Raw genomic sequence first — 14290 nt, 5'->3', positions numbered from 1 at the left:
TCATGAAAAAAGTGAATTTTCTGCTGTTCGGCCTGAGTCTGGTGACCACCACGGCATTGGCCAACCTGAATGTCATCGCTGATATCGGTGGCGATGACGCATCACCCTACTTTGAGGGGATTAATCGGCAGGGTGACGCGGCAGCGCCGCCGGCCCCTGTCTCTGCTGATGAAGTTGAAGTGGCCGTATTGCCGGTGACGACACCGGAACTGACCCCGGGTGTGGTAGCGGCGCGCCCGCTGCAACTGCCCGGGATTGGTTCGCTGTTTATTGTGGGTGATGACGACGCCAGCCGACTCTGGCTGCAGGCGAATGCGGAACAACTCAAATCCCGGCATGCTGCGGGTCTCGTCGTTAACGTCAGTAACCTGCCTGCACTGCAGGCACTGCGTGAGCTGGCGCCGGGGGTGCCGATGGCGCCGGCATCAGGCAGCGAACTGGCGCGTCGTCTGCAGTTGGCACATTACCCGGTATTGATCACCGATACCGGTCTGTCACAACAGGTTTCACCATGATATCGGCGCAACACATCACCGCAGCATTGATGGTAAACCCTGTGCTGACGGTTGTGCTGATAGTGTTGTTTGTTGCTGTCATGATGGGGCTGAACTGCCGTGGCCGGGAGACGGCCAGCCGTCGGCGCCACCGCCGATATCAGGCGACGGCCACGCGGGTGCTGGCGCGCTTACCGCTGCTGGGCGGTGATGGCCAGCGTCTGGCCTACCTGCGCAAAATCAATCCCTGTGTATTCGAAGAGCTGTTGCTCCTGGCGTTTGAGCGTCAGGGGTATGCCGTTATCCGCAATACCTCCTACAGCGGCGACGGCGGCCTGGACGGTCAGGTCATTATCGAAGGCAAGACCTACCTCATCCAGGCCAAACGTTACGGCCGGACGATCACACCGTCCCATATCACGAGTTTTGGTGCGTTGCTGCGATATCACCATTGCGACGGTTTTTTCATTCATACCGGCCGTACCGGTCAACTGAGCCGGGTTTTGTTGCAGAACCATCCCCATGTCCACCTGGTCAGTGGCCAAAAGCTGCTTGCGTTGCTTGCAGGCAATGCGGAGTGGCTGTCTTTTTTATCAGGAAATACGATAACCAAACGGAGTATATCCAATGTCTCTGAAGGGAGAGTGTCATGAACGACAAGCCTTTTATTGAACGGGTGTCAGCGAATAAGCCGGCCTGGGCCGGTACGCAGATTGAGCCCTGGAGTCGGGTTGGGTACCGGCAGGCCGAAGATTTTATCACCCGTCATTACTGGACTGACCGGGGGAGCCTTAATGTGTTCCGTATCGTGGGCACCGACCACCCGCAGTATGCCGGGATGAGCTGGCTTGACCTGTTGCACCGGGGCAAACGCATGGATATCAACATCCCGCTTATTGAAAGCAACCCGGATTATTACACCGAAGCCACACAACCCCATCACGGGATGAGCTTTGTCAGTCTTGACGGACTGGACTGGTATGTTAGCGCGGATGGCAATCACCGCAGTTGCCTGGCGCGCTTTTATTTCCATCTGCAGGGGTATGGCGTGACGCAACTGCACAATGTCTCTCTGAGCCAGTATCAGGTCGACCACGCCTTTATGACAGCGTGTGAGGCCCTGTCAGCGATGGTGTCGGTATTGCGGTCGCGGGGTGTGTATCTGGCACTGTTAGCATGCCGGGTGCCGGTTTCCCGTGATGATACTCCCGGCTGGAAAGTGGACACCTGGCAGACTGATGTTACGGTGACGCTGGATGATACGACCGGCAATGATGGGGAGCAGCGGTTTGTCCTGCATCAGGCCGGGGAAGCGGAGCAATTACGTCGCCAGCTTGAAATTCGCTACCTCAAGCCGGGTGCCACACCGGAGAAGGTTTCCTGGTGGAAACGCCTGTTTGCCCCTGGTAAGGGGGGCGCATCATGAGTAACCGTCATGTGATGGAAGCGCTGCTGCGCCCGGCAGTCGAACTGAATACGGCCATTGTTGCCGGCGCTGCGGCCACGATTTGTTTTGCTGCTCCCTGGTCGGTCGCCCTGGCACCGTCAGTGAGTTATGTCACCGCCGGCGCGTTTGCGGTGCTGTCCGCGGTACGGGCACGGCAGGGTCTGCGGGTGGTCCGTTATCGTCGTAATCTGCGTCGGTTACCGCGCTATGTCATGACCAGTGCACAGATCCCTGTAAGCAGGCAGCGGCTGTTCCTGGGGCGGGGTTTCCGCTGGCAGCAAAAACACACCCAGCGCCTGATGGATACCCGTCGTCCGGAAGTGGAAAAATACGTACAGCCGCAGCAGTTGTACCAGATGGCACGCCGTCTGGAGCTAAAAACTGAATATACCCTGCCGTGGCTGTCGCAACTGCTGCGCACGGATTCACCGCTGAACCCGGTGCGGCCGTTGCCACCGGTTGGGGGAAACCCGGCCATTCACGGCATTGAACCCGATGAACTCGATGTCTCGATGGCGCTGGGCGAACGTGTAGGGCATAGCCTGGTGCTGGGCACCACGCGAGTGGGTAAAACGCGTCTCGCTGAGTTGTTGATCACCCAGGACATACGCCGCGGTGATATCACCATCGTGTTTGATCCAAAAGGGGATGCGGATTTGCTTCGCCGGGTCTGGGCTGAAGCGCACCGTGCCGGTCGCGGGGATGAGCTGTTTATCTTCCATCTGGGCTGGCCCGACATCTCGGCACGCTATAACGCCGTCGGACGCTTCGAGCGCGTGTCGGAAGTGGCCGGGCGTATTTCCGGGCAGTTAAGCGGGGAGGGCAACAGTGCGGCATTTCGCGAGTTTGCCTGGCGATTCGTCAACATCGTGGCCCGTGCCCTGGTCGCGTTGGGGCAGCGTCCGGACTATCAGTTGATCACCCGGTATGTGAACAACATCAGTGAACTGTATGAGACCTACGCGAAGAAAGTGATAGAAGCACGTATGCCGGCGCTGCAGCAACAAATCGACAACAGCCTGCAGGTACTGACGGAGGACGATGTACCGCGCAATATGCAGGGCCAGCCGAACGCGATAAAAATCATGGCGGTGGAAATGGCGCTGAGTTCCGAGGCCGGCAAGCAGCTGTATGACCCCATTCTCGATGGCCTGCGGTCAGCCGTCCGTTATGACCGTACCTACTTCGATAAAATTGTGGCGTCCCTGTTGCCGCTGCTGGAAAAACTTACCACTGGCAAGACCGCCGAACTCCTGGCACCAAACTATATGGATATGAGCGACCCGAGGCCCATTTTTGACTGGGAGCAGGTCATCCGCAAGCGCGGTATTGTCTACGTGGGGTTGGATGCCTTGTCGGACGGGGTGGTCGCCTCTGCTGTCGGCAACAGCATGTTTGCCGATCTGGTATCCGTGGCCGGCCATATCTATAAACACGGCATGCACGGCGGGTTGCCGACCCGGGCAGACGGCAAACTGCCGATCAACCTGCACTGTGACGAGTTCAACGAACTCATGGGGGACGAATTTATCCCTCTTATCAACAAAGGCGGTGGCGCCGGTATGCAGGTGACGGCCTACACGCAAACCGAGTCGGATATCGAGGCACGCATCGGCAGTACCGCCAAAGCAGCCCAGGTGACGGGTAACTTCAATACCCTGATCATGCTCCGCGTGCGTGAGAACCGGACCGCGCAGTTACTTACCACACAGTTGCCGGAAGTGGATATCTACACCAAAACCCTGGTATCGGGGCATGCCGATACGGCCGATGTGGAGAAGGGACAGGATTTTACCTCCAACACCCAGGACCGTGTCGGTACCGTGAAAGCCCCACTGCTCGCCCCGGCGGATGTGATTAACCTGCCGAAAGGGCAGGCGTTCGCGCTGCTGGAAGGTGGTCAGCTGTGGAAAATTCGGATGCCACTGCCCAGCGGTGACAGGGATGATGCGTTGATGCCGGCCAACCTGCAGAAGATTGCCGAGGAGATGCAGCGCAACTACCGTACCAGCGAGTCCTGGTGGTCAGCCAGCACGGTAATGCCGGATGTTGCCATCAAAGGGGGGCTGAATGTCGCAAGCGGTGAATAATCAGCCCCAGCAGCCCGTACAACCCCGTAAGCATGGGCTGTTTTACAATGTGCTGTGGGGTTGGCCATGGATGCTGATCGGGATGTTCTTTGCTTCGCTTTTGGTGAGCCTGGTGATCGAATATGTCGGGATGGCATTCTTCTGGCCAGAGCTTGGCGCGTCGCACAGTGAAGCGGTGATGAACACCGAGTTGGGGTACCTGTCCTCTGAGTTTACACGCAGCCTGCTGCTGTCCGAACCTTCGGTGACCGTCACCCGCTGGATTATGGTGGCGTATCAATGGACCTTCGTGGACAGTGGCTTTTTGGACTGGATCCAACGTGCGTATGACACGCAGGTACACAGCCAGAATGCGGTTGCCAGGGAGCTGAATAGCTGGAGCGGTTGGTTGGCCGTTACGCTTAAAGAGTACCTGATGGCAACGGTATATGTCACAGTGATTACCCTGGTACGAGTGACCATTCTGGTGCTGTCCATCCCGCTGTTTATCCTGGTGGTTCTGGTTGCGCTGACCGAGGGGCTGGGGCGGCGTGATATTCGGCGCTATGGTGCCGGCTATGAGTCGAGCTTTGTGTACCATCATGCCAAGCGGATGGTGAAGCCGGCGGTGTATATCCCCTGCATGCTGTATCTGTCATGGCCAACAGCGGTATACCCCAATCTGCTGCTGTTGCCGGCCGCTATCCTGCTCGGTATTGCGGTGACAGTGACGACAGCGTCGTTTAAGAAATATTTGTAGCTGCCTGAAATCCAGGCTGGACGGCGGCGTACAAAACTGGCTTTTGTGCGCTGCCGTCAGCAGACAAGCCGCTGTGCGGCGCGGCAGTATTCCCAGGCTTAAAAACCCTCCAATTTAGCTCTATGCTCTTCCCCAGGCTCAAAAATTATCAGAATTCCATAAAGAGTTATCCGCTGACCTCCCGCCCCATCTGTCGCACCCTGAGAGCACCCTAAATCATCAAGGAGTGTTGTATATGTCTATCCCCGTTGTACGTGGTCTCGGTGCCGGCTGTTTGCTGGGGCTGACTTTGCTGACCGCACTGCCTGCCTTTGCTGCTGAAAAAGATGAGCTGGCCTCTGCCCGGCGCATGCTGATTCAGGTGCAGGCAGCACTTGAACGTGCGCGTGTTGCCGCCGTTCAGGCTGACCCGTCGGAGCGCGGTCGTTTCTTCTTCGACTATGCCCGCGCTACCGCCGATCTCAAGACCATCAATGCCGGCATTGACCGCTATCTGGAACCCTCGCGTGCCCAACCGCGTGATGGCAGTGCGGTGGCCGGCAACTACCGTCGGGAGCGCCCCTGATGGCCATGACGGGTGCTCAGGAACAGGCCTTCAAGGCCGCCAGCGGCGGCGTTGAAGTCAATATCCTGTCGCTGATTTGCATCGGTGGGTTGCTCGCGGTGCTGTTTGTCTGGGCTGCCTGGGCGCTGACCGATATCTGGAAGGGATGGAGCAACGAAAAGGTTCGCAACGCGGCAATGGTGCAGTTTGCCGTCAGGCTCGTGTTGTTGCTGCTCGTTGTTACCTGGATGTTTGCCAACTGACCCTGGTGAGACGCTGGACCGTTTTACACGTTATTAATTTCACACTGCAAAAAGGAATGTTTTATGAATGCTGTAGCTCGTCTTTTCCGTCATTTTTCTGCGCGTGTCGCGGTGGCGACTTCTCTGGCTTATGCCGCCAGTCAACCGGCGCAGGCTGCACTGCCGAGCGTTGAGCCGCCGTCTTCCGGAGGTGGTGGTGGGCTGATGGATACCCTCAAAGGTTACATTCAGGACGGCATCGTCATCCTGGGGCTGGTTGCCGCCGCAGTGGCGTTTCTTGTGGTAGCAAACTCTGCGATCTCCACCTTCCATGAGGTGCGCGAAGGTAAATCCAACTGGGGTAAGTTCGGCGCCATCATCGTGGTCGGTATTGTGCTGCTGGTTGCGGTTATCTGGCTGGTCGGCAAGTCCGCCGAGATCCTGTTCTAAGGTGGCCCGCCATGCAGACTATCCGATTTTTACCTGACCGCCTCAATGCCGAACCTGTCGTCTTCCGGGGCTTTACCACCCCGGAGATGGGACTGGCGGCGTTGGCGGGCGTAGGGCTGGGTCTGCTCGTGTCGTTGCCGTTTTTTCCCCTTGCCGGCTGGGTCGTGATACCCACCGGCATGCTGGTGACGCCGCTTCTGGTCATCTGGTTTGGGGGCAGCCGGCTGACGCGCCTTAAGCGCGGTAAGCCGGAGAATTATATCTGGCAGCGCCTCGATGCGCGTAAACGTCGTATGGGGTGGGGTGATCCCACCCTGATTATCGACAAACAGGGCTGGTCGTTGCGTCGCAGCCGCGTTGTTAAGAGGTCCACATGAGCCGTTTCAGACATGCGGTTAAAAACCGCGACCAGCATATTCTCACGTTGCGTGTTGCCTGCGGCGTGCTGGTTGTTTTCCTTCTGGTGGCCAGCATCGGCTGGATGCGGGCGCCAGCCAACCTGACTATCCATAATCCCCCCGACCTGCGCAGCGGCTCTACCCGCGCCTGGTGGGAGGTGCCTCCGTCCACGGTCTACAGCTTCGGCTTTTATATCTTACAGCAACTCAATGCCTGGCCAAAGAACGGTGATGCAGATTACCCGGCCAAAATTGCCGCGCTGTCCCCTTATCTGACGGACTCCTGCGCACGTTTCCTGAAGGCGGATGCCAAAAAGCGCAGCGAAAGCGGCGAGCTCGCCGGCAGGACGCGCGTGGTATTCGAAATCCCTGAGCATGGCTACAACGGCCGCTATAACAAAAGCCCGGTGACGGTCAAAAGCCGTGATAACTGGGTGGTGCGCCTTGACCTGGTGGCGGATGAGTCCTTTGCCGGTGAACCGGTGAAACGCGCACTGACACGTTACCCGCTGAAAGTGGTGCGCGCAGAAGGGGATCCGGAGCGTAATGAGTTCGGTCTGGCCCTGGATTGTTACGACAGCATGCCACAGCGTCTTGCTGCGGCGCCGGCGGAACCCGCATCTGAGAAAAAAGGAGTATTCCAATGATGAAAGTACGTGTTCTGGCGCTTTCCCTGAGTGTACTTCCCCTGGCGGCGACGTTCACCGTGCCGGTTACTCAGGCGGAAGAGCTGATGAAATGGGAGCGTATCCCACTGCAAATCCCGCTGGCCGTCGGCAAGGAGCGGGTGCTGTTTGCCGATAAAAATGTGCGCGTCGGTTTCCCGCCGGCGCTGAATGGTAAGCTGCGGGTGCAAAGCAGCGGCGGTGCGGTTTATCTGAAAGCTGATGCCGCTTTCCCCTCAACCCGTTTGCAACTGCAGGACGTGGAGAACGGGGAGGTTATTCTCCTCGATGTGACGGCATCGGACAAAGGCCCGGCCGAACCGGTGCGCATTTTCTACAGCGGTGACGTGACATCGGTCAGCAGCAGTAATGACACGTCTGCTGCTTCAGGGGGAAACACCGCGGCACCCGGGGCGGATAACGGCACCCAGGCGAAGCGTAAAAAAGTCAAATACAACGCGCCGCTGCCGGTCGTCCTGACACGTTACGCAGCACAAAGCCTGTACGGCCCGGTGCGCACGGTTGAAGCGGTGCCGGGTATTCATCCGGTTAACCTGCACCTGCCGAAACGTATCACCACACTGTACCCGTCAGAGCCGGTGGCCATCACGCCGCTGGGCGGCTGGGGTATTGGCAGCCGCAACGTGGTGGCGCTGAAGGTGCAAAACACCGCCGGCCGCAAAATCACGCTCGATCCCCGGGTACTGCAGGGGCAGTTTGTGACGGCGACGTTCCAGCACCGTTATTTGGGACCCGTTGGCACGCCGGAAGACACCACCACGCTGTATCTGGTCACGTCCGGTCGCCCGGACGGGGCGTTTGTCGCGGAGCCGTCGGTGGTTCGCAAAGCCGTAAAAGCGGTGAAGAAGGGGGCTAATCATGGCTGAGGTGAAATCCAACATGCTGCCGAAGGTAATTGTGTTCGGCGTGCTGGCTGCATCCATAGTCGTCGGGCTCAAAGCCTGCAGCGGCGGTAAAACACAGGAGGAGACTCAGCAGGCGCATAACGTGCTGGCCAGCATGTCGCCGGAAGAGCTGCGGGCGCTGGGCGTGGAGGGGGATACCCCGGAGGACACGCTGCGTACCCTGGTGGGCACCCTGCGTACCACCCGAACCCAGCAGGCCGAGTTGCAAAGCAACATTGACAAGGTGCTGAAAGAAAACGAAGCGCTGCGCAAGCGCAATACCAATGTGTCCGGCCAGGTCAATGAGGCCGTGGCCGGCTTCCAGAAGCAGGCCGAGCAGCGCCAGCAGCAGCTCCAGCAGGAGCAGCAGACGCTGATGGGGAAAATCCAGACGCTGACCGAACAATTGGCCGGGAACAAAGACAAGGCTAAAAGCGACAGCGATATCCCGCTCGGTCTGGGGCTGGATGGCATGGGCGCCGGCGAGGGCAGTGCGGCGCCTGGCCAGGATGGCTTGATGTGGGTCGGACCGAAGGACATGAAAGAGCCCGATCCGCGTAATCCGAACAGCGTCAAAGACGGCCCACAGTTTCCGACGTCGTTCCTGTCGGACAACACCATCACGCGCCAGAAAGCCGCCTATGAGCAGCAGGTAAAAGGGCATACCAATGAAAAAGGGGCGGAGGAGAACGCCGAGCCGGTGTTTACCCTGCCCGAGAATTCCACCCTGGTGGGCAGCCGCTCCATGACGGCGCTGCTGGGCCGCGTGCCGATTAACGGCACGGTGACCGATCCCTATCCCTTCAAGCTGATGATTGGCAAAGACAACCTGACGGCGAACGGCATCGAGCTGCCGGACGTGGAAGGGGCGATTGTCTCGGGGACCGCCAGCGGGGACTGGACATTGTCGTGCGTGCGCGGTCAGATCAACAGCATCACCTTCGTGTTTGCGGACGGGACGGTCCGAACCCTGCCAAAACCCAACACCAATATGAATGCCAACGGCAGTAACAATAATGCCGGCAGTAATGCAAAGGATGTCAGCACCACCGCCGGCATCGGCTGGATCTCCGATGACAACGGCATTCCGTGCATCGGTGGAGAGCGTAAGTCCAATGCCTCGACCTACCTGCCGACGATCGCCGCCTTGTCGGCCGCCAGCGCCGCCGGGGAAGGGATCAGTCAGGGGCAATACACCACGCAAAACAATGTGAATGGCATAACCTCGACCATGACCGGTAATGCCGGCCAGGCAGTGCTGGGCAAGGCGTTGTCCGGCGGGATGAAAGAGACCGCCGACTGGGTGCGTGAGCGCTACGGCATGATGTTCGACGCCGTGTACGTTCCGCCGGGTCAGAAGCTGGCCGTGCACATTACCCGCCAGCTGGCGATCGACTTTGAGACCAAAGGGCGCAAGGTGCGTTACGACGACTTCAGCCTGCCTAGCGAAGACGGCAGCACCGGCGGGCTGGATTAACGTTTGCTTATAAGAGAATGATAATCATGCGGAAAAACCTGTTTAACCGAGTCCTGGCGACCGCTGCCATCGTCAGCGTCATGGCGTTGGCCGGCTGTTCAACGTCGAAAGAGGAAATGCTGCCACCGGGCGACAGCTCGATGCTGGAATTGTGGCAGGGTGAGGATGGCGGTGGAACGGCGCGCAATGCTGTAGCAGCGCGCGACAGTCTGCGCCGGCCGCTCACCGAGAGCGAAAGCCAGGCAACAGCCGCGAGCGATCGCAGCTACAGCCGCACGCAGGAAAGCGAAATCAGCCAGCAGTTCCCACGGTTGCCGAACCCCGACCTGGTGATGTACGTGTTCCCGCACCTGGCGGACGGAAACGCGCCGGTGCCGGGGTACAGCACCGTGTTCCCGTTCTACAGCCAGGTGCAGTATGCGATGCCGGGTGAACGGACGGAGGCCTATTGATGCGATTTTCCCTGTTTGATAAAAAGCGCCTGACGCGCAAGACGCCGGCAACAGTTGTCCAGGACACCGTGATCGCCACCGAGGACGGCGTGCCGCTGTCCGTTGACGGACGTGAACCGTTACGGCGCCCGGGCAAGATGACGGTAAAGGATGAGAAACAGGTGTATCACGCCAATCCTTCCATCGTTGATTACCTGCCCTGGGCGGAGTTTCTCGACCGTGAGCAGTGTATTTTGCTGGATGACGGTGTGTCCGTCGGGGCCGTATTCGATATTACGCCAGTGGCAACCGAAGGACGCACTGACGATCGCCTGGAGCAAATGCGCGACACGGTGGAAGACGCGCTGCAGGACTCATTTGACGAGCATGACGAAAACCCCTGGGTCGTGCAGTTCTTTTGCCAGGATGAGAACAACGTCGATGCGTACCTTGACCGGCTGAGAGGGTATATCAAGCCGCATGCGCAGGGCTCTCAACTGTCTGAGTCCTGGCTGAAAGAAACCGAGCGCCATATGCGCGGTATTGCCCGTCCGGAAGGCCTGTTCAAGGACACGCTGATCACCGATCAACCATGGCGTGGGCAGCAACGCCGGACCCGCATGGTGGTGTATCGCTGGATTGGCAAGGGCAATACCGACCCGATGCCGCCGATCGCCATGCTGAATCAGACCTGTGAGCGCGTGACGGGGGCGCTGAACGGAGCAGGCGTGGTGTGTGTGCGGCAAAATGGCGGCCAGGTTCACGACTGGCTGCTGCGTCATTTTAACCCCAGCCCGGAGTGGGTGGATAAAGGGGTCCTGTACCGTGACGCCGCCTATTTTGACAGCCGTGACACGCCGGTAGGCGCCATGCCGGTGCAGAATGACTTTGCCGAAACCCTGCTGTTCACCCCGCCCGTATCCGATCCGGACCAGGGGGTGTGGTGGTTCGATAATCAGGCGCATTGCGCCATTCCGGTCGAAAAGCTGCGCCGCCCGCCAGAGCCCGGCACAATCACCGGAGAGAAGAGGCGTGGCGAGAAAAAAATCAACGCGCTGATGGATATGTTTCCGGAAGGGACGATGCTGTGCATGACCATCGTGGTGCAGCCGCAGGACACGCTGGAAAACGATTTTAACAAGCTGTCGAAAAATGCTGTTGGAGAGAATACTGAGTCCGGCCGCGTGCGTCAGGACGTGGCGCAGGTCAAGGAATACCTGGGTAATCGCCACAAGCTGTACCGTGCCGGCATCACTTTCCTGCTGCGCGCCGGCGACCTGACCACGCTCAATCACAAGCGTGTCGAACTGACCAACGTGCTGCTCGGTGCCAGGCTGCAGCCGGTAAGGCCGGAGTTTGATGTGGCGCCGCTCAATACCTACCTGCGGGCGCTGCCGATGTGCTTTAACCCGGAGACGGACAAGAAACACTGGTACACCCGCCTGACCTGGGTACAGCATCTTGCCGGCCTGTTACCGGTGACCGGTCGTGAAACAGGAACGGGCAATCCAGGCCTGAGTTTTTTCAACCGCGGTGGCGATATTCTCACGGTTGACCCGCTCAACAAGCATGACCGCAGCCAGAATGCCCATATGCTGTATTTTGGGCCGACCGGCGCGGGGAAGTCTGCAACATTGTGCGCCACGCTGACGCAAACCATGGCGGTACATCGTCCTCGTCTTTTCATTGCTGAGGCGGGTAACTCGTTTGGATTGCTGGCTGATTACTTTGAAAGCCAGGGGCTGACGGTCAATAAAGTCAGCATCAAACCGGGCAGTGGCGTGTCTCTGCCGCCGTTCTCTTTCGCACATAAGCTTATCGAGGAACTGAGCTCACTGGAGCTGGATGAAAGTGAGCTGCGCGATATCGATGCGGATGACGAAGATGAGGATAAACGCGATTACCTGGGGGAGATGGAGATCTCGGCGCGCATGATGATCACCGGCGGTGACCAGAAGGAAGAAGCGGAGTTAAAACGGGCTGACCGGGCAATGATCCGTGAGGCGTTGCTGATGGCAGCGCGGCAGACCTATGACGAAGGACGGCAGATGTTGCCGGCAGACCTGCAGAAGGCACTGTACGCCATATCCAAAGACGAAGGGAGTGATATCCGTAACGTCCAGCGCCGGGCGAAAGCGGCCGAAATGGCCGAAGCGCTGGGCATGTTCACCCAGGCAGGCAGCTTCGAGGCGGAGCTGTTTAACCGCGAAGGTAGCCTGTGGCCAGAGGCGGATGTGACCCTGATTGACCTGGGGCATCTGGCGCGTGAGGGTTATGAGGCGCAGATGGCGCTGACGATGGTGAGCCTGACCAACACCATCAACAACATTGCCGAACGAGACCAGTACTCGGAGCGGGACATCGTGTTTGCGGTGGATGAAGCGCACATTGTGACGGTGAACCCGCTGCTGGCGCCGTATATGACGAAAATTGTCAAGATGTGGCGAAAGCTCGGCGCCTGGCTGTGGCTTGCGACACAGAACCTGAAAGACTTCCCGGACATTGCCGAAAAGATGCTGAACATGGCGGAGTGGTGGGTCTGTCTGACCATGCCGCCGGAGGAGGTCAACGACATTGCCCGTTTCAAAGCCCTGACCGAGGAACAAAAAGCGGTGCTGCTGTCGGCCAGTAAGCTGTCCGGCTGTTATACCGAAGGCGTGGTGCTGTCGAAAAAACTCGAGGCGCTGTTCCGTGCGGTACCGCCGAGCCTGTATCTGGCACTGGGGATGACCGAGAAAGAAGAGAAGTCCGAGCGCCGCGCGCTGATGCAGGAATTTGGCTGCAGCGAGCTCGAGGCGGCCCGCAAGGTGGCGCAAAAGCTTGACCGCCTGCGTGGCCTGGCGGCGAACGGGGAGGCAGCGGTAGCATGATGACCCTGAAATACCCGGAACCTGTTGTTCGACCGCATGGACAGATTTGTCGTGAACCGTCGTTGTTTACCCTTCCTCCGCAGGGCGTTGCCACCTTAAGCGAAACGGATGCGCGGCGGCTTGAGACGTTCTGTGCGGCTATCCGCGATCGGCTGTTGGGGCCGGTTCAACTTACTGCCCACCCGCATCGCATCGGGAGTCGTACCAGCGTTGCGTTGCATCTCGAGGGCCGACTGGGGCGTTGCATCGATGTGCTGATCACGGTGACCGGCAGTACGTTGTGGCCCCAGCCGGAGGAGTACGATCATCCGCGTTGGTATGTCACCGTGCCTGATGCGGCGGATGTGGTGTACCTGCTTCTCCACCTGAGCGAGCGATTAACGGTTAATTAGGCGGATAAACAATTTTCTGAGTAGCCTCATTTTAGCCGGTCTTAAGACCGGTTTTTTATGATCGGTAACTGTCAAGGAAGTTCACGGTTGACCTATTAATAAACTGTTCTTGTCATATTTATATAAATATATGCAGTTTTATTAAATGGAAGCTGATGTTACTCAGCGCATCAACGCGGAGCCCCATGAACGCAGTGATGAGCGTGAAACCTATCGCAACGGTTATCGTGACCGTTAGTACAACACCCGGCTCGGCACGCTGGAGCTGCGTATCTCTAGGCTGCGTGAAGGCTCGTGCTTTCCCTCTTTCCTGGAGGCCGCAGGTTGTCTGAGAAGGCGCTCAACGCGGTTATCCAGGAAGCCTGGATAGGATGACTTGGTCCAGTCTATGGGGATACCTGCCACAACGCAGCATGGCGGAGATAGAGCAGACTGCAGAGAAACATTGGCGATTAACGCATAACAGGCACATTACCAGAACAGAAAGCTGGCGCTGAATTTACACCATCTTGACGAACTTGACCTATACTGACCATAGTTACCCCGATGCGGGTTATGTGCGATGACACTCTCAAGATGGAATCAATTGATGCTCCTATTCTATGTAATAGATGGTGATACGTTCTAACAGTCAATATTTTGCTGCTGGATGATTTGAGACGTATAGCAGGGTTCAATAGATAATATCTCGTGGATACGCACTTACATCATATAACTACAAGTGATTGATATGGTTGTTTATTCGATTATGGAGACAAAAATGTACAACCAGTCCCCGTCTAAATATTCTGTTCATTTGTGTACTCACCATCTATTCGAGGCTCAGGTTGCACGCAATCCTGGAGCCGCAGCACTGGTCTTTGAGGGAGAGACACTGAGCTATGACGAACTCAACGCCAGGGCCAATCGACTGGCGCACCGGCTGATTGCTTTAGGCGTCAGACCTGACCAACATGTAGCGATCTGTGTTGAACGCTCCCCTGCGATGATTGTTGGCCTGATGGCGATCTTGAAAGCAGGCGGAGCCTATGTGCCGCTCGACCCAGAGAACTCAGGGGAGCGACTGGCTTTCATTCTTGCCGATACGGCACCGGTCCTTGTGCTGGCTGACGCAGCAGGATGCCAGGCACTCGGGGACGCTTTGCA

The 14290-nt window shown here is 58.1% G+C and carries 16 protein-coding genes and 1 pseudogene; all 17 read left to right on the top strand.

Going from position 1 to position 14290, the window contains the following annotated elements; translation table 11 throughout:
- The first annotated feature begins 2 nt into the window (after positions 1–2).
- Positions 3–515, top strand: a complete 513-nt coding sequence (locus ACRDCA_RS16060) for an integrating conjugative element protein (RefSeq protein ID WP_438690432.1) — start codon at positions 3–5, stop codon at positions 513–515.
- Positions 512–1147 (top strand): restriction endonuclease, encoded by a 636-nt coding sequence (locus tag ACRDCA_RS16055; RefSeq protein WP_438690431.1) that lies wholly within the window; start codon positions 512–514, stop codon positions 1145–1147. Before ACRDCA_RS16060 ends, ACRDCA_RS16055 begins: the two co-directional genes overlap by 4 nt.
- Positions 1144–1920, top strand: a complete 777-nt coding sequence (locus ACRDCA_RS16050) for a hypothetical protein (protein ID WP_438690430.1) — start codon at positions 1144–1146, stop codon at positions 1918–1920. The genes ACRDCA_RS16055 and ACRDCA_RS16050 overlap by 4 nt, the downstream gene beginning before the upstream one ends.
- Positions 1917–4031 carry a type IV conjugative transfer system coupling protein TraD gene (traD, locus tag ACRDCA_RS16045; RefSeq protein WP_438690429.1) on the top strand — a complete coding sequence of 705 codons (2115 nt, stop codon included), beginning with the start codon at positions 1917–1919 and terminating at the stop codon, positions 4029–4031. The genes ACRDCA_RS16050 and traD overlap by 4 nt, the downstream gene beginning before the upstream one ends.
- Positions 4012–4770, top strand: a complete 759-nt coding sequence (locus ACRDCA_RS16040; protein ID WP_438690428.1) for a TIGR03747 family integrating conjugative element membrane protein — start codon at positions 4012–4014, stop codon at positions 4768–4770. Before traD ends, ACRDCA_RS16040 begins: the two co-directional genes overlap by 20 nt.
- A gap of 235 nt (positions 4771–5005) precedes the next feature.
- On the top strand, positions 5006–5335 hold the full coding sequence (locus ACRDCA_RS16035; RefSeq protein ID WP_438690427.1) for an RAQPRD family integrative conjugative element protein: 330 nt from the start codon (positions 5006–5008) through the stop codon (positions 5333–5335).
- Positions 5335–5577, top strand: coding sequence for a TIGR03758 family integrating conjugative element protein (locus ACRDCA_RS16030; RefSeq protein WP_438690426.1), 243 nt, complete (start codon positions 5335–5337; stop codon positions 5575–5577). Before ACRDCA_RS16035 ends, ACRDCA_RS16030 begins: the two co-directional genes overlap by 1 nt.
- A 63-nt stretch (positions 5578–5640) precedes the next feature.
- The gene (locus ACRDCA_RS16025) at positions 5641–6006 is read left to right on the top strand and encodes a TIGR03745 family integrating conjugative element membrane protein (protein WP_438690425.1); all 366 of its coding nucleotides are present in this window, start codon (positions 5641–5643) and stop codon (positions 6004–6006) included.
- An 11-nt stretch (positions 6007–6017) separates the two neighbouring features.
- A complete protein-coding gene (locus ACRDCA_RS16020) occupies positions 6018–6383 on the top strand; it encodes a TIGR03750 family conjugal transfer protein (protein ID WP_438690424.1) in 366 nt (121 codons plus the stop codon).
- Positions 6380–7051, top strand: a complete 672-nt coding sequence (locus tag ACRDCA_RS16015) for a PFL_4703 family integrating conjugative element protein (protein ID WP_438690423.1) — start codon at positions 6380–6382, stop codon at positions 7049–7051. Before ACRDCA_RS16020 ends, ACRDCA_RS16015 begins: the two co-directional genes overlap by 4 nt.
- Positions 7048–7956, top strand: coding sequence for a TIGR03749 family integrating conjugative element protein (locus tag ACRDCA_RS16010; RefSeq protein ID WP_438690422.1), 909 nt, complete (start codon positions 7048–7050; stop codon positions 7954–7956). Before ACRDCA_RS16015 ends, ACRDCA_RS16010 begins: the two co-directional genes overlap by 4 nt.
- Complete coding sequence (locus tag ACRDCA_RS16005; protein ID WP_438690421.1) at positions 7949–9451, top strand: TIGR03752 family integrating conjugative element protein; 1503 nt, start codon at positions 7949–7951, stop codon at positions 9449–9451. Before ACRDCA_RS16010 ends, ACRDCA_RS16005 begins: the two co-directional genes overlap by 8 nt.
- A gap of 26 nt (positions 9452–9477) precedes the next feature.
- Positions 9478–9903, top strand: a complete 426-nt coding sequence (locus ACRDCA_RS16000) for a TIGR03751 family conjugal transfer lipoprotein (protein ID WP_438690477.1) — start codon at positions 9478–9480, stop codon at positions 9901–9903.
- A complete protein-coding gene (locus ACRDCA_RS15995; protein ID WP_438690420.1) occupies positions 9903–12752 on the top strand; it encodes a conjugative transfer ATPase in 2850 nt (949 codons plus the stop codon). Before ACRDCA_RS16000 ends, ACRDCA_RS15995 begins: the two co-directional genes overlap by 1 nt.
- Complete coding sequence (locus tag ACRDCA_RS15990; RefSeq protein WP_438690419.1) at positions 12749–13144, top strand: acetyltransferase; 396 nt, start codon at positions 12749–12751, stop codon at positions 13142–13144. The genes ACRDCA_RS15995 and ACRDCA_RS15990 overlap by 4 nt, the downstream gene beginning before the upstream one ends.
- 145 nt (positions 13145–13289) lie before the next feature.
- Positions 13290–13513, top strand: a pseudogene (locus ACRDCA_RS15985) (transposase); the annotation flags it as partial.
- Positions 13514–13904: 391 nt separating this feature from the next.
- A partial coding sequence (locus ACRDCA_RS15980) for an AMP-binding protein (RefSeq protein ID WP_438690418.1) occupies positions 13905–14290 on the top strand: 386 nt, incomplete at its 3' end.

Origin of the sequence: Serratia sp. (in: enterobacteria) (assembly GCF_051654945.1) — a bacterium.
In the GTDB taxonomy this organism is placed as follows: domain Bacteria; phylum Pseudomonadota; class Gammaproteobacteria; order Enterobacterales; family Enterobacteriaceae; genus Chania.
The sequence above is the reverse complement of the archived record's forward strand: the minus strand, read 5'-3'. Positions and strand labels throughout refer to the sequence as shown.